Genomic DNA, 21659 nt, shown 5'->3' with positions numbered 1-21659 from the left:
TCTCTTCCTTTTTCTCTCAGATTTTCAGGTGGAGTATGTAAATTAAGCTATAACCATTCTTTAATCACATGGTTTATGACTCTAAGCAAAAAAAATAAGTAATGCTTCTATTTCAGAAGCATTACTTATTTTTATAGATTACTTAGTAAATCGTACATATAACCGACAGCGTTACCAAAAAAACTACGCTTTTGCACTAGAATGATTGCTGCTTATTACATCTTTGCTACTGGATTTAATGTTTCTAGCTACTAGTAAACCTACTATCCCTGATACCCCTAAAATAATGAAGATATAGTTATAATTAGTAATGAGAGCAATAAGAGTGGATGAAATAATACTTCCGAAATAGCGAAACGTTGAGTAAATGCCAGATGCTGTGCCTGACTGCTCTTTACTTACTGAGTCAAGCGAGGCAACCTGCATGCTTGTTAAGCCTACTCCCGTAGAAAAACCACCAACAATTAAAGCCACTATAAGAAAAAGAATAGACCCAACGTTCTCTAAGGATAAAAAGAGAATATTAGAGAAAATGATCATACCAAAAGAAAATCCTATAACTTTTTTAGAACTAAACTTATTGTTTAGTAATCCTCCTATCCACCCGCTTAAAGACATTGAAATTGAAAAAATCGATAAAACAATACCTGTGTGTGCTGTAGACAAGTGAAATTGAGACTTCATCAGTAGAGGCATAATTAATAAAATCACATACATAACAAAATTGCTAAGCATAATAGATAAATTAGCGCTTGTAAAGGTGGAATTTTTAAATAAAGAAAAATCGATAATTGGGTTTTCTGCCGTATTTTCTCTTTTGATAAACAAGATTGAAGATAGAATAAATATTATTCCCATTATTAAAGCCTTAGTAAATTCCATACCGTGTGTTAATAAAATTAAAAAAGAAATGCTAATTGCTAAATAAATGGAACCTTGAATATCTAAAGTACTTGCTTGCCTTTTAAAATTAAATTTAGGAATCATAACTATTCCACTAACTAAAGCTAAGAAAAGAAACGGAACATTTACCCAGAATATAGCTTCCAAGCTGAAGTTTTCAAGTAGTATAGATCCTAGTAATGGTCCAATTGCAGCACCCAAGCCCATCCCCATTCCAAATATACCTAAAATTTTAGGGAGCCGTTCTTTTGGTACAACATATCTAATGATTGCTATCGTGTTGGGAGTAAGTAAAGCTCCTCCTACTGCCTGCAGTGATCGAAAAATAATAAGGGAAATGAGATTAGTTGAAAATATACAGCCTAAAGATGCTATAAGAAAGAATACTACGCCCCATAAATAGATATTTTTGTTTCCATATAGATCTCCTAGCTTTCCAGCGATAGGCTGAGTAACAGCCATTACAATTAAATAAATAGTTACTACCCAAGAAATATTTGCAAGCGGTTCATTGAAATGAGCTGATATGGTTGATAAAGCAACGGCAATCATTGTCGAATTTATTGGTACAAGAAATGTCCCAATTAGTAATGAAATAATCAAGATAAGCTCTTTATGTTTACCCAAACATTATTGCCTCCTTTTAATGAAGAGAAATTCCTTTTATAAACGTTTTTACACTGTTTTTTATCATATCTTGATAATCTGCATGTAAGGCTTTGTCTCCAAAATTTAGTTTATACATAAAATATCCCCAATACGTACTTAGAAAAATCTCTGCTTGTGTACAAGAATCTAATTCTTTGATGTAACCTTTCCTTTGCATTTCTTCAAAGTATTCTTTTAGTATTTTTTTCGTATCATTAATCTTCTTTATAATTTCTTCATGTGCTCGAGAGAAAATTAGAGGGTCTTTTAAAGTGATTGAAATCATGTCTCGGTTATTATCAAAGTCTTTTAGTAACAAGTAACCAAAATTCATCAAATCTTTTTCAAGTTTCCATTCAATCGATTTGTCAAAAATCTCAAGTGAAAAGCTCGTTGTCTGGACAATAGCTTGAATGATGCCTTCTTTATTGCCAAAGTGGCGAAAAACCGTCAATTCATTGACTCCAGCTTGTTCTGCAATTTCTCTAGTAGTAGTACCTTTATAGCCTTTTTCTTTAAGCAGCTCTATTGTAGCCTTTGTTATCTTGTTTTTTGTTTCATCTTTTTTCATGTTAATCATCCTTTATGCTTCCTGAATGTAAGTCTTTACTTTCCATTAGGCAGTATATAAAGGAAAAATAGCGGTTGTCAAATGGAAGTGAATAGCATCATCTATTCAGTTAAAAGAGTTACAATTCCATTCGTACCATCTACCGTAACCATATCACCATCTTTTAACTTATTCGTACTTATTTTCGTACCAACCACTGCAGGAATTTCATATTCACGTGCAATTATTGCCGAATGAGAAAGAATACCTCCGGCGTCAGTAATAACAGCCCCCGCAGTTTGAAATAAAGTAGTCCAAAGTGGAGTGGTGGTTTTACATACTAAAACATCCCCTTTTTCTAGCTTGTAAAATTCCTTCGTAGTTGAAATAACTTTTACTTTTCCGGTATAGGTTCCTGAGGAAGAGGCTAATCCTTTAATAGAATTTTCGCTGTTAGCGTCATTCTCCTCAATAGCTCCCATATATTTCTCAGCTTCTTTCAGTTGAGTTGGTTCAGGGGTTCCGAAATATCTAGGCAAATTAGACGTTTGCTCATGTTCTACCTGTTCTTCTTTACGTTTCTCAATTAATTTGGTCATGTCTACTGGATTTTCCAAAAGAGACTCTAGTTCATCAAGATATAAGAAGAAAATATCTTCTTTCACTAGAAAAACTTGATGATTAACTAGTAGATGACCTAGTTTGAGTAGGAATAAACGAGCTTTTGCATCCAACATTGCATCGATATAAAAATGATGGTCATCTCTTATAACGGATGCATCTAATGCCCACTCATAATATTTTTTAAATTCTTCTTTATGTTTGCTATCCTCTATCTGTGCCAGAAATTCCTTATAGTTCTGTTCACGTTTTTTTACTGTCTGTTCAAAGTTCTCATCAAAGTTATAACTGTCCTTAACATATCCTTGAATAATGGATAATGCGTGAAGGGGATTCTCTAGCCAAATTTCTCCTACAAAATCGTGACTTATAACGCTTCGATATCCAAACTGTTTTAAGAAAGTATCTAATTCAGTCACAAAGCTTTTTCCAGCTTTATTTTCCCCTAACTTCTTTAATAAATTTTCTGTACATTCTTCTTGAAAAATTTCAGTAAGTTCACTATCTCTTTTCACTGTTAAAGCAAGTCTAGAAAGCTGTTGGTCAGTTTCCAACGATTTGTTCATTTTTCCGGTCAACAGCTCATAAACATCATGCCCAGACTCCCTGTTTGTAAGGTTTTTATAGTATTCTTCAACTATAGTATTTAAAGACATTTGAGGCATAACAATATCAAAATGCAGATCATATGCGATTTTATAGAAATCAGTCAAATTTTGAAGGATTTCTTTTCCCCTCCGAAGGTTTAGATTTTCCTTGGTAAAGCTATCTAACTTGTTATAGTAAGGTAAGAATTGTTCATTAATAATGTGGTTCATTCGTTTTGTTAAGACTGGATAAATAATTTCCATCAATTCTTTATGTTCCTGGATTCTCTTATTAGAATCTCCTTTAAAAGGCTCCGTTCTTGTGTAGATATGCCCTTTATAAACTTTTAAATTAATTCTATCAAATATAAACTTTAACTTTTTAAAACTAGAAGCTGTTCCTTCAGAAAATGCTGGAATAATAAATGAAGCATACAAAGGACTAACAGCATGGGAAAAACTTGTATCATTTAATATCCAAAATTCCTCCATGTCGTCAAAACTTAAAAATATATCTTTTTGGAAAGGCGTTAATTTATTATCCTCTGCTAATGTTGTAATGGCTCTTGCCTGTAATAGATATACTTGATTGTTTTGAATACCAAACTCTATATCTACGGGATGTTGATAAAGAGCTTCTACCTCTTTTGTTATTTCGGCCAATTCAATAATTTTCTCGTTTGTTAAACAAAATCTTTGCTGCTCGGCTTCCGTTGTTTCGATTTCTTCAACACCTTCAACAAGTGGAATTATTTTTACTTCTTTTAGCCCTTTTTCTTTCTCTACCTCAAAGGTTTGTTTATTAACTAGGTAAACATCAGGTGTTACTAGGCCTGATACAATTGCTTCTCCTAGTCCGTAGCTAGCATTAATCATAATTTCTTTCGTATTATGATTAACAGGATTTTGACTAAATATTACTCCCGATACTTCGGACTGAATTAATCCTTGAACAACAACTGCCATTGAAATTTCATCAAAATCAGCATACATACTTTGAGTATATTGTTCGACTCTTTCAGTAAAAAATGAAGCCCAGCATGCTCTCACTTTACTTAAAAAATCCTCGGTACTTTTCACATTAAGATAGGTTTCATACTGTCCAGCAAAAGATGCACCTTCTAAATCTTCAGCACCAGATGATGAACGAACAGCTACTGACGTATAAGAGCTTTTTAGATTTTGAAATGCCTCTATGAGATCCGTTTCAATTTCAATAGGAATTTCCCCGTGCAAAATTCTCTCGTGTATATTATCCGTTTGACGATTAATCTCATTCCATTCGATATATCGTTTTAAAGCTTCTGTTTGAATAACAAACCCGTCTGGAATCGGTAAATTTTTTCTTTTCATTTTTATAAGATTTAAAGCTTTTGCTCCAACTTTTTCATTCGCCTCGTCTACCATCTGAAAACTTAAACTATACATTAAGTATATTCATCCTCCTACAAAACAATTTTAAAATGTAAGTAATTACTTACTTTCTATTCATTTTAATTCTTTTAAATTTTTATAGTCAACAAAAAATGGTAAAACATTAATAAAATGCATATTTAGTTGTGTTTTCTTTTAATTTTATTTAAATAATATTCCTCTTTTTTATTCCATTTTTTAACTTTTATTAGTCTTTTTTATTATGAAGTTTAAATAGTTAAATAATTAAATGGTTGATAAAAGAAATGCAAAAAACCCCACCTAAATTAAGATGAGGGGTTTACTCTTTTCTATTTTCATCGAATATTATCTTTGATTACTTACAAGCTTCCATTGGTTAAGTGTCAATTTTATTTTATATCCTCTAATATATAACTGAGCGCTATCAGATTTACGAATTATATGCAAAGTCATTATCTAAAATCTCCCTTCTTATCAATTTTTTTCAGAAATCTTAATCTAAGCATAGCTAAGTATTGTAAACCATTTATTAATGACAAGAAAAGATTATGTAAACATTGTAGAATTGCAGGAAAACCGTTAATTATTTACTCCCCAAAAACAAAAAAGTACCCTCTATGCTTTGAAAGCATAGAGGGTGCTAACGTTATATCTCATATTTGGTTACGATATCAAAAAATATTGGTACTTTATTTTTAACTCATCTTAAGTTTCAATAATAAAGCATAGTAGATCATGATTTTAACAGCACCTTATTCTTCTGAATTGGCCATTCGAATAAGATGAATCATTAAATAGAGAACTTCTTCATCTGTGATATCAAGATGCATCACATTTCTTACATAGCTACGGATAGATTCTACACAGGTATACTCCTCATTATATGCATTTTTCGTTTGCGTATAGATGAATGAGTCCTTTGTTTTAAGTTGTGTATCATCAAGCAGCCGTTGGATAAAGTATTGAAGATGTGTAACAAACCTTGCATAGCGCATGGAGTTGCTGTCCATTCTAATCTTCAATTGGTATTGAACGAGGTTTAAAATATCTTTCAACAATTTAATAGAGATCATAGTATCTTCCATATTCTGTTTGTCAGACTGGGCGTTTACCAAATGAAAGGCAATATTTCCAGCTTCTTCATCCGGCATTTCGAGACCAAGCAGCCCGTTCAATTTCTTGAGAATGCGAAGTCCTATTTCGTATTCTTTCGGATAAAACTTTCGGACTTCCCATAAAAGTTTGTTTTGCAATGTAATGCCTTTTTGAAAACGTTCAATAGCAAAGGCAATATGATCCATCAACATGATAAACGTTCGATCGTTTAAGTAGCCATCTAATTCATGCTTCACGCTGAATAAGGCTTGATTGATTGCATTTAAATGCTGTTTTGGCATGTTCTCAAGAATACGGATATACTCTTTTGTATCAAAACTATTGAGTGGAACAAACACTTTTTCCACGCTGGTAGGGTCGATTAATTCACCAGTTTTACTTTTAAAGCCAATTCCTTTGCCCATTACTATGATCTCATGCTGATTTTCATCTTCTGATAAAATCAGGCTATTGTTAAGTATTTTAATGACTCTCATTTCTTCACCACTTTATCTTTATATAATCAATTCAATGTCCCATTTGTTTGAATGACTTGTTTATACCAATAGAAACTCTTCTTTTTTATTCTCCGAAGACCTAACAAATCATTTTCACCACGGTTTACATAGATAAACCCATATCTTTTTCCATAGCCTTGATGAGTGCTAACCACGTCAATAACGGCCCATGGACAATAGCCAATTACTTGAACACCATCAGTAAGTGCCAACTGTACTTGCTTTAAATGATCCCTTATATAGTCAATACGATAGTCGTCTCCTACCGTTTCCTCATCAGTTAATTCATCTGGAGCACCTATACCGTTCTCAGTTATCAGTATGGGTAAGTTATAGCGTTCGAAAGCTTTTCTTAATGTTAAGCGCAGACCTACGGGATCAATAACCCATCCGTATCTTGTTTTTCCAACGTAGGAGTTTTCTGCAGCACGGTATACACCTTCCTCACCAAGCATAATTTGCTGGTCGCCAGCTCTTGGACTGACATCACTTGCATCACCTTTACTCTCAGCAATAGTTGCTGTTGAGTAGTAATTGATTGCAATAAAATCTGGATTTCCAGCTTTGATATCAGCTAAATCTTCTTCTTCTATTATAGGCTCTATTTGTCGCTCGACAAGATAATTCCAAAAAAGAGCATTGTAGCGTCCATGCACAGCCAGATCAAGGAAGCTCCAGCCGCGAATAGTCTCCCAATTATGGGATGCGATGGCATCTTCTGGTTTACACGTCGCCTGATACATCGTCGTTAAATTAATTGCTGGCCCAATTTTTCCATTTGGACACATCTCGTGACAAAGCTGCATGACTCTTCCTTGAGCTATGAGCATATGGTGGTTTTGCTGGTAAAGTTCTTTTTTAGTTGGCAACTTTCCGCCCTTTGGTACCCCAATTGCTCCTGGATGCAGAATCATGGTATTTTGTTCATTGATTGTTAGCCAGTATCTCACCTTTTTACCAAAGTATTCGAATAACGTACGTGCATATTCGACAAAAGCATCTACAGTTGCTCTATTGTTCCATCCACCTCTTTCTTCAAGCTTGTATGGTAAGTCGAAATGGTACATTGTAACAATAGGTTCAATTCCATATTTGTTTAATTCATCAATAAGATTGTTATAAAATTCTAAACCTTTCTTATTTATTTCTCCTGTTCCTTCTGGAAAAATCCGCGTCCAAGCAATAGAAAATCGATAAGCTTTTAATCCAAGTTCGGCAAACAATTGTATATCTTCTTTATACCGATTGTAGTGATCACTCGCTACAGTAAAGCCAGCTGTTCCTTCCGGATGGTTCATCATATCGATGACAGAGGGACCTTTTCCATCTATGTTCCATGCACCTTCTACTTGATAAGCAGATGTTGATCCTCCCCATAAAAAATTTTCCGGAAATGGCTTGATATGATTATACTTCATTCTTTGTTACCTCCTATATATTTAATAAGCCTCATTTTAAAGACAGAATCAGGTCACCTTTGTGTGTACTAGCTGGCTCAGCGAGTTCAACTTCAGAGAATTGTTTATCATTGGTAACAATGACTGGGGTAACTAATTCAAAACCTTTTGCTTTAATAGCTTCCATATCAAATTCAAGCATTTTATCACCAGACTCTACTCTATCTCCCTGGCTGACATATGATTCAAAGTGTTGCCCTTTTAAAGTAACGGTATCAATGCCTACATGAATTAACAGTTCAACCCCGTTGTCTCCTTTTAAACCAATTGCATGCTTTGATTCTAACAATGTTATAATTTCACCAGAAAAGGGCGCAAATACTTCACCTTTATTAGGAATAATTGCAATCCCTTTTCCAAGCAATCCGCTAGAAAACACGTCATCATTAACAGTACTCAATGGAACTAACTCTCCTTCGAGGGGACTCATAACCTGAAGAGACCCAACTTCTATCTGGTTCTTGATTGTGACAGGTTTTTTTTCTTTTATACCTTCTGGAGCTACTTTTTTTGATTCATCAATTGGATCATCAAAACCAATAATCCACGTTAAGGTAAATGTAACGACAAAAGCAATGGCAATTGTAATAAGCGCATGAACAATATTCATCGGGTTTTCACCGATAAATGCTGGTAGTGCAGCTAGGCCTGGCGATACGAATGCATAGCGGACAAGACCTGAAAGTCCGGCATAAATTCCTGCACATCCGCCTCCAATCATTGCTGCAATAAGAGGTTTTTTCAATTTAAGAGTTACTCCATAAAGAGATGGCTCTGTAATTCCAACTAATGCAGTGAAACCAGCCGAACCAGCGAGTTGTTTAAGCTGTTTATTGTTTGTTTTTAGCGCGACAGCCAATGTGGCAGCTCCTTGAGCGATATTAGAAGCAAGCATTCCAGGACCATTGATCATTTCTGCACCATGTCTTGTTAATTGCGACGTAGCGATTGGCGTCATTGCCCACGCAGTTCCTGTTACAATTAAAAACGGCTGAAGTCCTCCCATTAATAACGGAATCAGCCAACTTGCACGTTCGTTGATTGATTCTGCCGCAACAGCTACTAAATCATTTAGATATGTGCCAAATGGACCGATGACCACTAAAGCCAGAGGTGCGGTAATTACCAGAACAAGCATTGGTTTTGTAAAAAATTTAATCATTGAAGGTGATACGCGTTCAGCTAAACGTTCAATATAGGACATAATCCATACAGTAATAATAATCGGAAGCACTGACCCTGCATAATCAGTCAAACGTACAGGAACACCCATAAAATGGAGTGGGTCTCCAGCTTTTAAGACTGTACTCCAGTTTGGATGCAAAAGCACTCCCGCAATCGTCATGGCCAGTATTGGACTGGTTTCAAATTTAATGGAAGCCCCGTATGCAAGCAATACTGGCATAAAGAAGAACGCAGCATCAGCAATCGTATTTAAAACGAAATACGTTTGGCTTTTTTCAGTAAGAAACCCTACTAACACTAATACTGATAAAATAGCTTTAATCATACCAGCTCCGATAATAGCTGGAATCATTGGTGTAAACGTTGTTGAAATGACGCTAATAAAGCGCGAAACCCAGCTTTTCTTTTCGCTGTTTTGTCCTTTTTTCGGTCCGCTGCTATCTGCTTTTTCACCGATAACATTGATAATAGCACGGTACGATTGCTGCACTTCATTTCCTACAACAACTTGAAACTGTCCTCCCTTGTCTACGACTGAAATAACCCCAGGCAATTTTTCAATTTCTTTTGCATTGACTAGAGATACATCATTAAATTCAAATCTAAGTCTCGTAGCGCAGTGTGTTAACATCGCTACATTCTCTTTCCCCCCAGCTAAATCCAGAATATCCCTACCTAACTGTTTGTAATCCATACCCCTATCCCCTTTACGCGCATTACAAGCGAACAGTGCAAAATTAATGAGAACACAAAAAAGACCAAAATAAAATGTACTTTTCCCATCCCAAAATGAGAAAACAACAAATTATCTTGGTCTTGCCTGCTTTACCAGTAACACGCCAATTTTATTTAATTAACACGATAAGAAACCGTTTACAGTTATTATATTATCACAAATTATTTAAATTTACAAACATTTATTTATTGTAAAATTAATGTAATGCATAACGTAAAATGAGATTCAAAAAGTAGCATATGAATTCAACTCACATAATAAGCAACCTCAGAATCATCACAAGTTTGTATTACAAATATAGGGCAAATAAAAGGAGATTCAAAAATTAATAGAGAATTAAATTACATGATCAGCTATAGTAAGGAAGGTGTCACCTAATATGAAAATTGGCTTTATTCTTTTTGATCAATTAACAGCGTTAGATTTTATAGGGTTTTACGATGGAGTTACAAGATTAAAAACGCTCGGGTTCAAAGATGCTGTAACATGGGATTTATGCGCGCTAACTGAGGAGATAAATGATGACCGAGGCATTACGTTTAAAGTAAATAAAGTTTCACCCCATCTATCAGAATACGATTTAATTTTCGTGCCAGGCGGAATGGGGACTAGGACTTTACAATATAATGCAGAATTTATTGATTGGTTACAAACTGCAAAAGATGTGACGTACAAAGTGTCCGTATGTACAGGCTCGCTTTTACTTGGAGCGGCTGGTTTTTTAGCAAACAAAAAAGCTACCACTCATCCGAATGCATTCAATTTATTGCAGCAATATACAAATAAAGTAGAGCAAGAACGGATTGTTCACGATGATGGTATTATTACGGGCGGTGGAGTTTCCACTTCAGTAGATTTAGGTCTATACATATGTGGGTTAATCGAGGGAGCAGAAACTGTAGCGAAGATTCAAAAACAAATGGATTACCCTTACTATAAAAATAATATTGTAACGTAAATTAAAAGGATAGACCTTTAAAGCTTTTATAAAGGTCCATCCTTTTGCTTATCATGTACAAAATCAGTTAATACGAAGAATTTTATCGAGAAATTTATAAAGACAACGACATAAAGGTTATATCAGCGTAGGAACCATCTTTTAATTTAATCTGGTTTACTTGTTTCCCTTCTTCTCTAAACCCTAATTTTTGATATAAGTGGATAGCTGGTTTATTGTTTGAGAATACATCCAAGTTTATCTTTTCTAACCCCTCTTGCTCCTTTGCCCATTTTATTAAATAAGATAGTAACTTAGTTCCAGCACCCAAGTTCGAACATTCCGGCTTCACACTAATACCAAACGAACCAGTATGATACAAACGCTTATAAGAAGATCTGGAAAAAGAAAGGAATCCAATAACTTCATCCTTCCATTCTATAACTAATGTTAATCCACCATTATCTTTTTTCTTTTGCATTTTTTTTCGATATTCATCTGCTGTTTCTTGTTTATCCTCAGGTAATCGAAGAAGACAATCATTTTTCATAACTATATCTTTTTTTATGGCAACAATTTTTTCGGCATCTTCTGGATGAGCTATACGGATGTTCAACATTAAATTATTCTCCTTTTTTAGGAATTCAACAAATAGTGAAGATCAATAAATATTTTTTGCTTTAGGATGATATTTAAGGATCTATTAGACTGACAAACTATTATTTCTTTTAGATACAATGTTTTTTAGCTCCATTAAATCATCTATTACCACATCAGCCTGCGCAAGCTCAGCTTCCTGAGCAAAATCAAAATTGCACCCCACTGCCATTAAACTATTATCTTTTGCAGCATTTATATCAGATAGGCGGTCTCCTACTACGGCTGCATGTTTGATATCGTATTTCTTTATAATCGTGTGGACTAAATCTCCTTTATCGAGAGTTTGAATTTGTTGGATACTAAATGTCTCTGTCACCCACTTATTCAAATCGTAATGGTCTACAATCGCTTTTAAATACTCTTTTAAACCGTTACTTGCTATGTAAATGGAACAATTATTTTCTTTTAAATAGCTAAAAACCTCTTTTACATTAGGATATAAAGCACCTTTCCCTTTTCTTATATTATCAACTAAGCTTTTCAAAAAATAGTCATCCGCATACTTTCTTATTTCATCTGAATGATCAGGTAATAAAGCTTCCCATACTTTGGGTAACGGTACACCCATGATTTCACGATACTTATCAATAGGAGTGCCAGCGTCCCATTGATTGAGTGTACGCAAATGGTTAAAGGTATCATCAAGTGATAATTCTAAAATTTTATCTGTTTGAAACAGCGTTCCATCCATATCAAAAATCAGTGATTGCAACATTAATTATCTCCCTCTTTCAAAAGTACTGAATACGCATCTATATATACTACCATAAAAAGGAAAAAACTATTAAAAACAGTAATCACTGTTCTCAGCACAGAAAAGCACCTACTTATTTATAGGTGCTCTTTTTAATTTTACATATTTTTTTGAAATAATAAATGAAAAAGTCGCTGTTATAGTAGAACTAAAAAATGGATAATTAAAAGAGAAAATACTGACCGTTGAGCTACTCAAATGCTGTGAAGGCTCAGGTACATATGTAAGCGTAAGAAATAGCCCGGAAAGAATTTGAAAAGCAAACATTAACACTATAAAACTACTAATAAACACTACATAACTTTTCAAAATAGCGCCTCCAGTACTTTTAATTTATAAACCTGATATTATTTCAAAAATAATGACGCAACGATAAAACCTATAATTATTATAGCAATAAGTATACCTAGCCCCTTCCATCCTAAGCTGCCTGCTAAACCAGATAGGTTTCCGGCTTCATTTCTGTTAAATGCATCATTAATATTCCCCGCTGGATTTTTATTTAACTCTTCTTGTTTCAGCCTCTCTCTTCTTTTTTCAGGTGCTTCTTTATTTTCGCTCATTGTCACACCACCATTTTTAAAACATTATAACATATTATTGTTAAGATGGTAATTAAAGGATTTAAACTTAAAGGTCATCGTAATTCTATTCTTGTATAGGATATAAACGTTTATTTAACATGCTGGATGTTAAATAAACGTAAAAAAGAACCTTCAATGGAAGATCTTTTTTAATGTTTATTGAATTAATACATACATTAGCTCTAACGGAACCTTTATTATCAATAACATAATTCCCAAAATGCTCTTATTCTCTAAATTGTTAAGTCTTTCACCCAATCATAAATTCTATAAAATTACAGGCTCCTATATTGAAGAATTACTTTATACCGCTAGAAATAAACATAGAAGCATCTTGATTCATAAAGATTTTATGACCATGATGGAAGGTCTTTATTTTTATTGATTTAAACCCAACTTCAGCTAATAGTTCTTTCAGTTCATTATGTAAAAAACCATTCTGAACTTTCGGATGACTAATGCTAAGATTTTTATCAAAATCAACAATAATTAGCTTCCCGTTATCATTTAAAATATTAAATAATTCTTGTAAGATTTTTTTAGTATTTGGGATATGAAGGAGGACTAATGACATTAAAACTATATCTGCCTTGAGTTCAGGAGTTTCTTCAGTGAAATCTGAACAAAGGACTTTTGAGTTCGTGATTCCTTTGTGAGAAATTTTAGCTTTCGCTACCTCCAGCATTTGTTGAGATGAATCAACCAACAAAACAGAGTCAACTAAATCCGATAACTCTAAGCTAACTAAGCCTGTACCGCTCCCATAGTCTATTAAAGATTTTGATTCACTTTTTGATAATTCTGTTCTTACTTCCTTCACGATAATTTTAGCTAATTCAATCCGTTCTTCCGAATCATACCTTTTTGCAATTCTTTCAAAAACACTATTTTCCATGTTTCTCTCACTTCCTTAGTTCTATTTATTAAACGTTAAAGCTATATAGGACTCATTATAGCCAAGATTAAACTTCTATTGTTTTTTTATCACATAGTAAAATGAAATTCTCATCAAATTATAGTTTACTGTGTGGTAAAGATAGAGAATAAACAAAAACTTTAAAAAAGCAGGTGATCATAAACATGTTAGCGAAAATAAAAAACATAAAAGTTCTTTAAAAAAGACTTTTATGTTTTATCAGTTATTTACCCTTTTCTATTCATCCTCATATCTAAAATCAAACGTATCTTTTTTGACATTTAATATGTGACCGCTAATGTTGATCGTATCATGGTTAACCCACTTTACTGAGGCCTTTTCCTGAGGATAATTCCAATAAATGTTTTTAGTTTTATTAAAGGTTTTGTTATTGTATGTAACTTCTCCTTTTATAGCAAAGCCCGTCGTCGCTCCTCCGTTTGATTGATATATTTTCACCGTGTAGTTTCCATTGGAGGAAGTACTCTGCGAAATATAGTCACCGGAAGGTAAATGCTGCGGGTTAAAAAATAGTTGTCATATAGTAAAACCGATAATTAAACACGATGCTACTGCAGCAAAAATGATTATATATACTTTTTTCAATTTTTATCTTTCATTTTCTTTCTTTGAAAAATGAAAGTAGCTATAAATAAAACTCCTAACAATATAGTTAAATAAACGGTTACAGAATCACCTGAACGATTAAATTCATCTACAATGATGTCTTCTTGAAACAATAAGGCTGCTGCAATTATTAGAAAGAAAAAAGGATTTACGACTACATAACTACTTGCCTTGACTTTATTTCTCAGGAAAATTATATATACAAAGTTGCATACTGAAAAAACTGCTATCAGATAATAAATAGGCCTTAATAGCGTAAATGGTTCCCCAAGCATTAGTATATTCCTCTCTATTATTATTTCAAATTTACTAATCAATATAGTTCCATTTCACAAATAATTAATCATAACTCATAGTGACTTGAACCAAAATCCCTTTTTCTAATCTATTAACTATTTTTCTTTTGCATATACAGGTCAATCGAATAGAAAACACTTACTGTAAAGTAATACATGGCAAGTATAGCTAACGTCTCATAGATAGATTCCGCAGCGCTGTTTTTCAAAATAGAAAAACCAGTACGTACTACAAATAAAACAACAGGATAGACTATAAATAGAGAGTTAAATTTACGGTTCATAACAACATTAAGTTCCTTTATTTGGATATTAATGATTATTATAACATATAATTTTCTTTTTTATTTCTCTACTACACATTCTATGGTTTTTTTGTTTACATAATACTGTTTATCAACAGTACGAAATCAAAAAAACTCTTATTAATAGGTCTTCTTTTGATTATCTGTTCTTTTTAACTTCTTATCTAAGATGAATTTTAAATGGCTAATACATATTAATAACCCACAGATAACCATTAACCAGCGCGTAGTCCCTTGATGTATAGGATCAAAAAGATTTAATAGAGCTATTCCCAATCCTGATAACATAGCAAGATAACGAAAAATCAAGCCTAATCCCCCATTCCAAAAGTGAAGAGCATCAAGCGAAAGATACTTCTTCAATCTTAATTTATAGTTTCGTACCACACCATGGACAAAATGAAATTCCGATAATTGATGAACCACCATCATGGATAATTAAACTGTATTCCTTGTTCGTTTTATCAAATAAGATAAGGTTATCTGGACACTCAAATGGATCGCTATGAATATCACACGTAAAGTTCACATGGTAATCCATATAATCGCAGCAATGCTTTTTCATTTGTTTTCTCCTTACTATATAGTCATTGTTACTTTTCTCGGTAAGCTGAACAGTGGTCATCTGGAGTACGATAATTTTCCTTACCGGTTGGGTGGGGCCGCTACTGTTTCTATTTCTAGCTCTGGCCGCCTCCTCATATTCCTTCCCCCTATGTACTAACAAATAATCTCAGTGCTAAGTAGAAATTTATACTCGTTTAAGTAATTCTTCTAACTTTTCTTCAATATCAGCTTCTAAATGATTTTTTGACAAATCATACAAAGTGCCTGTCCCTTTAAAATACCCACTAAAGTAATACCACAATTGGATGTAATGAACGTATGCATCTTCTTCATCTGTAAACCCATCAAAGTTTATTGCCACTTGGGAACGATATTCTTTTTCCAGACACTGCTCCGAACTTAGATTTGGTAGTTGGTCGCCATCAATATCTCGACACACCCATATTTTTAAGTTCTGCTTACCATCATGTTCAAATTTATTTCTATATTTGTGGTGAAGACTTTCGCTGTATGCCTCTCCTACTTCTTCCAACTTCACTATATCTCTTTTTAAATTCTCATTTATTTCACTCTCAAGGACTAAAATGTATTTGTCATCTGCTTCCTGATCCTGTTTATCCATAAATAGCTTTTTCAATTTATCAAACAAGCTTTTCCCACCTATCTAAAAAAATAATATAAGCATAGTAACTTCGACTAAAGAAATCTCATTTCCTTCTCTGGACTGCGTTTAGTCGTCATAACTAATATGATATCAGCTACTTCCTTACAAGTGGATTCTTTTACTAGGTGCTGATTTTCTGACATACTTGTAATTCGATATTTTTTACAGCGAACACATATGTTAAAGTGTAAAGTAGTGAAGCGAAAGGAGTAACGACAACATGGCTCAACGTATCGTTAATATGTTTTTATCTGTTTTAGCTGCTTATGGAACGTTAATTCTAACAAAAAACATGAGCATTGCAGATAATATCTTTGTGACACAGATTGTGCGTCTGATCATTTGTATTGTAGCTGTTATGATTGTGACAGGAATTACTACATACATTTTCAGAAATAAATCTTCTAATAAATAAAAGGGTAGCTGTATAGATAGCCGCCCTTTTTGTTTTCCTTAATCCCCCTTTTATTTCAACTTAAAGAAAATGGGGATGCCTCAAACAATCATGAGACATCCCCATTAAGGTTATACTTACTTTTACGCGTTTAAAGCACGCACAAATTCTTTTGCTAGGCTAATTGTAGACTGTGGATTTTGTCCTGTTAACAGCTTTCCATCTACTTCAATATGATCTGTCCAATTATCTTTTGTAATAAATTCAGCTCCTAACTCACGAAGCTTTGTTTCGAGAAGAAACGGCATGTATTTATCTAACGTTGTATCTTTCTCTTCTGAATCAGTAAACGCTGTAATACGCTTTCCTTTTACAATTGGCTCACCATTTTTTAGTTTTCCGCCTACAAGAGCTACTGGTCCGTGGCATACCGCTGCAATCAGTTTATCATCTTCAGCAAATTCTGTTAGCAAACGCTGTAAGTTCGTATCGTCTGGAAAATCAAGCATCGTTCCATGTCCTCCAGGTACAAACATACCGGCAAAATCTTTTGAGCTTATATCAGCTAATGATTTTGTGTTCTCTAAAAGCTTTCCTGCTTCTTTGTCTTCGTCCGTCACGTCATCTGTTAAGCTGTTAGGATCCACTGGTGATGTTCCTCCTTTTGGACTTGCTACGACTACTTCATATCCTTTTTTCTGAAATTCTAAATATGCTTCGGAGAATTCTGTAAGCCAAATGCCAGCAAGCTCTCCGTTTTCCATCGTATGTCCTTTTGTAACAACCATCAAAATTTTTGAATTCCCTGTCATGATTTACTCATTCCTTTTTCATTTATTATTTACATACATGTATCTTCAACAATTCATTTATCTCTTTAAATATCTTCCCCGGTATCATTTGCTGAAAAAATGTTAACTTTTTCTTTATAATAAGTAATGAGTGAATTATACGAAGAAATAGTCTCTTTTTTAAAAAAGTTTGCAGATCATGCGAAGCAGCTTTTATATATGTACAATGTGACAAGTGATCACTTTAAATATTTTCATTTTTTTGACATATACATCTAATTCGATTAATATCGAATTAGAGAAAGAAGGTATTAACCTATGCAACTAGATAAGTTGGTGAATTACCATAAAGCCGTTGGTGACCTTACCAGAATTAGAATTATTTCACTATTAAAAAAAGGACCTCTTCACGGGCAAGCAATTGCTTATAAACTGGCGTTACAACCTTCAACTATTACTCATCATATTTCAAAGCTAAGAGATGTGGGGATCATTTATCAAAGAAGACAAGGGAACATCATCTATTTTTATCTAGATCTTGAAAGGCTTGAATATAACTCAAAAGCTATCTTGAGGATTGGAGATGAATCGATGGAAAATCAAGATAATTATTTACAGGATAAAGACAAATTATCGATTGTTAAAAACTTCATAAATAGTGATGGCACTTTAAAAATCATTCCGAGCCAAAGAAAGAAAAAGAACGTGATATTAGCTTATTTAATACGTGATTTACAGCATGGAAAAACGTATCCAGAAAAAGATTTAAATGAATATATAAAAAGATATCATGAAGATTTTGCAACTATTCGCAGAGAGTTAATTATGCAGCATTTTATGTATAGGCAAAATGGAGAATACGAGTTAAATCCGAAAGAGATGTGGCCCGTTATTTTTTAAAATGGACGTAAAAACGTTCATTTTTTAAGCTTTCTAATTTGATATATATCTAATTAACCTGTGCTATTTCGAATGAAGTGGAGGTGAGAATGTGATTTACAAAATGAAAGAAGCTAACGGTCCAACGAGTGTGTGGCACGGAAAGTTTATTTATCTATGGGTGGCAAGCACGTTTTCAAGCATTTCTATCTCCACGTATGTAACCGTTGAACAGTGGTATGTAATCAATTACTTACACGTAAAGAGCTCACTAGGAATTATCTTGATAGCTACTACACTTCCAAGAGTATGACTAATGGTTATAGGCGGGATAGCCGCAGATAAATACCGACGATCTAGAATTATATTTTTATCTTTATTCACAAGGTTTTTGATACTACTTTTGATGGCTATGTTCTATATAAATCATGCATTATCTTTTTCTGCATTATTTGTATTTGCGTTATTATTTGGAGCATCTGACGCCTTTTTTTGGTCAGCTAGAGATTCGATTGTACCAAGCATTGTTCCCAAAGACCAGCTAACTAGAGCAAATTCAGTCATACAAACAACGAATCAACTTTCTGTTATGCTTGGACCAGCTTTAGCTGCTGCTCTTCTTTCACTTTTTTCATACTCAACTATCTTTCTAATCATTGCCTTTACGCTTCTATTAAGTACATTTTTGTTACATTTTATTAAAGAACAAAAGACATTAAATCCTCAAAAAACATCCCTTTTAAAGGATTTAGGTGAAGGAATTCATTATGTTAAGAGTTCAGCATTTCTTCTTACTGTGATAGGAACATTTATCGTTGTGAATTTTTTCTTTATTGGCCCGCTTGTATTAAGTATTCCTATTCTGGCAGAGAGTCGTTTTAAAGGAAATGCCTTTTACTTGAGTGCTTTACAAAGTTCTTTTGCTAGTGGAATGCTGTTAGAAGCTGCCATTATGGCCTGGTTAAATGTGAAAAGGAACAGAGGAAAACTTGCCATTCTTTTTATTTTCTCAGAAGGGATGCTGCTTACGGCATTGGGCCAGGCAATAAATCTATGGCTAGCTGCTGTTATGTTGTTTGTAATTGGATGTTGTGTATCAGGCATCAATATCTCTATAGTCAGTTTAATACAAGAAAAGACACCTCAAGCTATAATAGGAAGAGTAATGAGTATAAATACAATGGTTTCTACCAGGCTTATTCCCCTATCTTACGGGCTAGTTTCCATTCTTCTTAGCATGAATATTGGCGTTAATTTCATTCTCCTGGGTGCTGGCACAGTAGTTGTATTATTTAGCTTACTGCTTACCCTAAAAGCATCAGCCTTGAAAAATTTATAAAATCTCTGTATGTAATAAGGATTATTCTTTACCGGCTACGTTAGTGAATAATCCTTATTGTGCTTTATTTACCTTTAAAAATTATAGAAGTGTTTTAACCATGATGAAGTCTATCTGTTCTTCATCTCCCATATAAAAAGAGTGAGATCCAGTTTGAACAAACCCCTGTTTCCTATAAAAATCAATCGCATTTTTATTTTTTTCCCATACACCTAACCAAATTCTCTTTTTATTAAGATTCGTTGCTATCTCTAACGCTTTATTGAATAGATGTTTACCAAGCCCCTGTTTTTGAAAGTTGTTACTTATATAAATTCTTTCAATTTCAAGCGCTTCCTCCCCCATCTCTTCAGACTGTGCGTCATCTGTATTGACCTTTAAATAGCCTGCAATTTCATGATTAAAATAAATAAAGAAGAATCGAGAGGAAGTATTTGACAGTTCTTCTTCTAACTGTTCGACTGTAAATGCTTTTTCCAAATAAGCATTCATATTTTCTTGTGAATTCTGATCTTTAAATGTCTCATAAAATGTTTTATAACTTATTTCTTGAAGATCTTCTATATCTTCAAGAGTACACTTTTTTATATGCATCGTCATTGACACACGCCTCTCCTTTACATCGTTAATAATTTCTCTTGTTTCCTTTTTTGACAAACTCCCAGTCTGTTTCGATATTTTTTCTTACTCTTTGAATCAGCTTAAAAATGGTATCTACTTCTTCTTGGGTAAAACCTTCTAATGCCACTCTATCCGAATAATCATTTTCCCTTCTTATAAACGGATATACGTTCTTCCCTTTTTCAGTTGGAAAAAGGTTTTTATTTTTTTTATTATGGAGATCTCCTTTCTTTTCAATAAAACCATTCATTTCAAGCTTTTTTATAGCACGAGCCGCTGTTGTTCGATCTACTTTTATCATTTCAGCTAACTTTTCCTGAATGATTCCGGGATTTTCACATATGCGTACTAAATACAAATACTGCCCTTTTGTCAGGTCATATTCTTTAAATTCTATATTGCTAATTGAATCCAATGCTCTTGCTATCATTCCAATTTCCCGCAGAATTTCACTCATAAATGACTCCTTTGTACATATTTTTGTTGCAAATACAATAAAAATAATATAAATTTAATGTACCTTAAAATAGTTGCATTTGCAACAAAAAATAATAAAGGGGATGATGGCAGTGAAGTATGTTGTTTATGCAGGAGGAATTTTACTATTAACTCTTGGAATTGCTTTAACGATACAATCCAACCTAGGGGCTTCACCTTTTGATGCACTTTTAGTGGGACTATCACTAAACGTAGGTCTTAGCGTTGGAAGCTGGGAAATCATACTTGCCTGTATTTTAATTTGTGGTAATTCCCTTTTAAGCAGACAAAAGCCAGAAGTACTGGGATTGTTGACCGCATTCATAACGGGTCTTGGTATCGATATATGGCTTTTTTTATTACAGAATTGGGCTCCCTTTGAAATGTGGTACAGCAAAGTATGTTGTTTTGGAATCGGTTTAATTATTATAGGAGTCGGAACCTCAGCCTATTTACATACAAATTTTGCACCCATTCCGATTGACCGCTTAACATTAATCATACAAAAACTAGCTAAAACAAATTTATTTCTCTCAAGAACATTTATTTACCTCACATTCTTACTAGCTGCAATGATTTTAAACGGACCAATTGGTGTTGGAACGTTATTAACTGTGTTTTTAGGCGGCGTGCTGCTTAATTTCTTTATGCCGATCACTAAAAAAGCAGTAGACTGCATATTAACCAACCCTCGTGCCTCACAAAATCATACTAAAGATCATAAACGTTCCATTACATAACTGAAATGGAGCTTTTATGTACAATCATCATTCACATATAAAAATCGGACCTCCAGTTAGAGATCCGATTTTCATGTGTGATTCGCTTACACTATTTATTTTTGCCTCTGCTTTAATGTAAAACGATGTTGTTCTACGTCAAAAAAACCTTTAGACTGTATAATTTGATGTATGTTATACAATCCGATGATATGTGTTTTTATATCAAAATTAGGAACTTGCCAAGGAATTGTTTTTAGATAAAAAACTAGCGCCCCAATATCATAAAATCTCTGCACAGGAAACTCTTCTTTACAAAAGACGATGTTAAAAGCTCTTTATTTAAGTAGCAAATTCTAATAGTGCTGTCTTATAAAACTTTTGTATTACTGATATGAGTAAAATCTGTTTGGAATAGAACGCTTAGCTATGAT

23 protein-coding genes and 2 pseudogenes are annotated in these 21659 nt (G+C 33.6%); 6 read left to right on the top strand and 19 right to left on the bottom strand.

The features are described from left to right. Positions 1-183 precede the first annotated feature (183 nt). The 6 genes from M3225_RS17535 to M3225_RS17510 form a co-directional block, all read right to left on the bottom strand. A complete protein-coding gene (locus M3225_RS17535) occupies positions 184-1530 on the bottom strand; it encodes an MFS transporter (protein ID WP_251395728.1) in 1347 nt (448 codons plus the stop codon). 16 nt (positions 1531-1546) lie between these two features. After that, positions 1547-2122 carry a TetR/AcrR family transcriptional regulator gene (locus tag M3225_RS17530; RefSeq protein ID WP_251395726.1) on the bottom strand — a complete coding sequence of 192 codons (576 nt, stop codon included), beginning with the start codon at positions 2120-2122 and terminating at the stop codon, positions 1547-1549. Between the two features lie 101 nt (positions 2123-2223). Further along, the gene (locus M3225_RS17525) at positions 2224-4737 is read right to left on the bottom strand and encodes a PEP/pyruvate-binding domain-containing protein (RefSeq protein WP_251395724.1); all 2514 of its coding nucleotides are present in this window, start codon (positions 4735-4737) and stop codon (positions 2224-2226) included. Positions 4738-5456: 719 nt separating this feature from the next. Continuing rightward, complete coding sequence (gene licT, locus M3225_RS17520; RefSeq protein WP_251395722.1) at positions 5457-6296, bottom strand: BglG family transcription antiterminator LicT; 840 nt, start codon at positions 6294-6296, stop codon at positions 5457-5459. Positions 6297-6322: 26 nt separating this feature from the next. Beyond that, entirely contained in the window at positions 6323-7735 is a 1413-nt protein-coding gene (locus M3225_RS17515) for a glycoside hydrolase family 1 protein (RefSeq protein WP_251395720.1), read from the bottom strand. Between the two features lie 31 nt (positions 7736-7766). Then, positions 7767-9653 carry a beta-glucoside-specific PTS transporter subunit IIABC gene (locus tag M3225_RS17510; RefSeq protein ID WP_251395718.1) on the bottom strand — a complete coding sequence of 629 codons (1887 nt, stop codon included), beginning with the start codon at positions 9651-9653 and terminating at the stop codon, positions 7767-7769. A gap of 421 nt (positions 9654-10074) precedes the next feature. Here M3225_RS17510 and M3225_RS17505 point away from each other — a divergent pair, with 421 nt between their 5' ends. Then, positions 10075-10653, top strand: coding sequence for a DJ-1/PfpI family protein (locus tag M3225_RS17505; RefSeq protein ID WP_251395716.1), 579 nt, complete (start codon positions 10075-10077; stop codon positions 10651-10653). Positions 10654-10747: 94 nt separating this feature from the next. Here the strand turns inward: M3225_RS17505 and M3225_RS17500 are convergent, their stop codons facing one another. The 9 genes and pseudogenes from M3225_RS17500 to M3225_RS17460 form a co-directional block, all read right to left on the bottom strand. Continuing rightward, on the bottom strand, positions 10748-11251 hold the full coding sequence (locus M3225_RS17500) for a GNAT family N-acetyltransferase (protein WP_251395714.1): 504 nt from the start codon (positions 11249-11251) through the stop codon (positions 10748-10750). An 84-nt stretch (positions 11252-11335) separates the two neighbouring features. After that, on the bottom strand, positions 11336-12007 hold the full coding sequence (locus M3225_RS17495) for an HAD family hydrolase (protein ID WP_251395712.1): 672 nt from the start codon (positions 12005-12007) through the stop codon (positions 11336-11338). 386 nt (positions 12008-12393) lie between these two features. Then, the gene (locus M3225_RS17490) at positions 12394-12609 is read right to left on the bottom strand and encodes a DUF6366 family protein (RefSeq protein WP_251395710.1); all 216 of its coding nucleotides are present in this window, start codon (positions 12607-12609) and stop codon (positions 12394-12396) included. Between the two features lie 319 nt (positions 12610-12928). Further along, positions 12929-13525: a class I SAM-dependent methyltransferase gene (locus tag M3225_RS17485; protein WP_251395708.1), complete on the bottom strand. Its 597-nt coding sequence runs from the start codon at positions 13523-13525 to the stop codon at positions 12929-12931. A 258-nt stretch (positions 13526-13783) separates the two neighbouring features. Further along, positions 13784-14065 (bottom strand): annotated as a pseudogene (locus M3225_RS17480) (DUF5412 family protein); the annotation flags it as partial. Positions 14066-14148: 83 nt separating this feature from the next. Then, positions 14149-14448 carry a hypothetical protein gene (locus M3225_RS17475; RefSeq protein ID WP_251395706.1) on the bottom strand — a complete coding sequence of 100 codons (300 nt, stop codon included), beginning with the start codon at positions 14446-14448 and terminating at the stop codon, positions 14149-14151. A gap of 113 nt (positions 14449-14561) precedes the next feature. Beyond that, positions 14562-14753 (bottom strand): hypothetical protein, encoded by a 192-nt coding sequence (locus M3225_RS17470; protein ID WP_251395704.1) that lies wholly within the window; start codon positions 14751-14753, stop codon positions 14562-14564. Between the two features lie 391 nt (positions 14754-15144). Further along, the gene (locus M3225_RS17465) at positions 15145-15339 is read right to left on the bottom strand and encodes a DUF6980 family protein (RefSeq protein WP_251395702.1); all 195 of its coding nucleotides are present in this window, start codon (positions 15337-15339) and stop codon (positions 15145-15147) included. 186 nt (positions 15340-15525) lie between these two features. Then, complete coding sequence (locus M3225_RS17460) at positions 15526-15990, bottom strand: hypothetical protein (RefSeq protein WP_251395700.1); 465 nt, start codon at positions 15988-15990, stop codon at positions 15526-15528. Between the two features lie 235 nt (positions 15991-16225). Here M3225_RS17460 and M3225_RS17455 point away from each other — a divergent pair, with 235 nt between their 5' ends. After that, positions 16226-16420 carry a hypothetical protein gene (locus M3225_RS17455; RefSeq protein ID WP_251395698.1) on the top strand — a complete coding sequence of 65 codons (195 nt, stop codon included), beginning with the start codon at positions 16226-16228 and terminating at the stop codon, positions 16418-16420. A gap of 122 nt (positions 16421-16542) precedes the next feature. Here the strand turns inward: M3225_RS17455 and M3225_RS17450 are convergent, their stop codons facing one another. Beyond that, positions 16543-17211, bottom strand: coding sequence for a type 1 glutamine amidotransferase domain-containing protein (locus tag M3225_RS17450; RefSeq protein ID WP_251395696.1), 669 nt, complete (start codon positions 17209-17211; stop codon positions 16543-16545). Positions 17212-17508: 297 nt separating this feature from the next. Here M3225_RS17450 and M3225_RS17445 point away from each other — a divergent pair, with 297 nt between their 5' ends. The 3 genes from M3225_RS17445 (at position 17509) to M3225_RS17435 (ending at position 19408) form a co-directional block, all read left to right on the top strand. After that, entirely contained in the window at positions 17509-18090 is a 582-nt protein-coding gene (locus tag M3225_RS17445) for a DUF2087 domain-containing protein (protein ID WP_251395694.1), read from the top strand. 91 nt (positions 18091-18181) lie between these two features. After that, complete coding sequence (locus M3225_RS17440; RefSeq protein WP_251395692.1) at positions 18182-18382, top strand: hypothetical protein; 201 nt, start codon at positions 18182-18184, stop codon at positions 18380-18382. 3 nt (positions 18383-18385) lie between these two features. Continuing rightward, on the top strand, positions 18386-19408 hold the full coding sequence (locus tag M3225_RS17435) for an MFS transporter (protein ID WP_251395690.1): 1023 nt from the start codon (positions 18386-18388) through the stop codon (positions 19406-19408). Positions 19409-19489: 81 nt separating this feature from the next. On the opposite strand, the gene M3225_RS17430 is transcribed toward M3225_RS17435, so the two are convergent. Together M3225_RS17430 and M3225_RS17425 are read right to left on the bottom strand one after the other, a co-directional pair. Then, on the bottom strand, positions 19490-20008 hold the full coding sequence (locus tag M3225_RS17430) for a GNAT family N-acetyltransferase (RefSeq protein WP_251396129.1): 519 nt from the start codon (positions 20006-20008) through the stop codon (positions 19490-19492). A 25-nt stretch (positions 20009-20033) separates the two neighbouring features. Continuing rightward, on the bottom strand, positions 20034-20486 hold the full coding sequence (locus tag M3225_RS17425) for a MarR family winged helix-turn-helix transcriptional regulator (RefSeq protein WP_251395688.1): 453 nt from the start codon (positions 20484-20486) through the stop codon (positions 20034-20036). 112 nt (positions 20487-20598) lie between these two features. Here M3225_RS17425 and M3225_RS17420 point away from each other — a divergent pair, with 112 nt between their 5' ends. Beyond that, a complete protein-coding gene (locus M3225_RS17420; protein WP_251395686.1) occupies positions 20599-21246 on the top strand; it encodes a YczE/YyaS/YitT family protein in 648 nt (215 codons plus the stop codon). Positions 21247-21341: 95 nt separating this feature from the next. Here the strand turns inward: M3225_RS17420 and M3225_RS17415 are convergent. After that, positions 21342-21557, bottom strand: a pseudogene (locus tag M3225_RS17415) (SAM-dependent methyltransferase); the annotation flags it as partial. Positions 21558-21659: the final 102 nt, after the last annotated feature.

Origin of the sequence: Priestia aryabhattai, from assembly GCF_023715685.1 — a bacterium.
In the GTDB taxonomy this organism is placed as follows: Bacteria; Bacillota; Bacilli; order Bacillales; family Bacillaceae_H; genus Priestia; species Priestia aryabhattai_B.
Note: the sequence above shows the minus strand (reverse complement) of the source record. Positions and strands in the feature narration are given on the sequence as shown.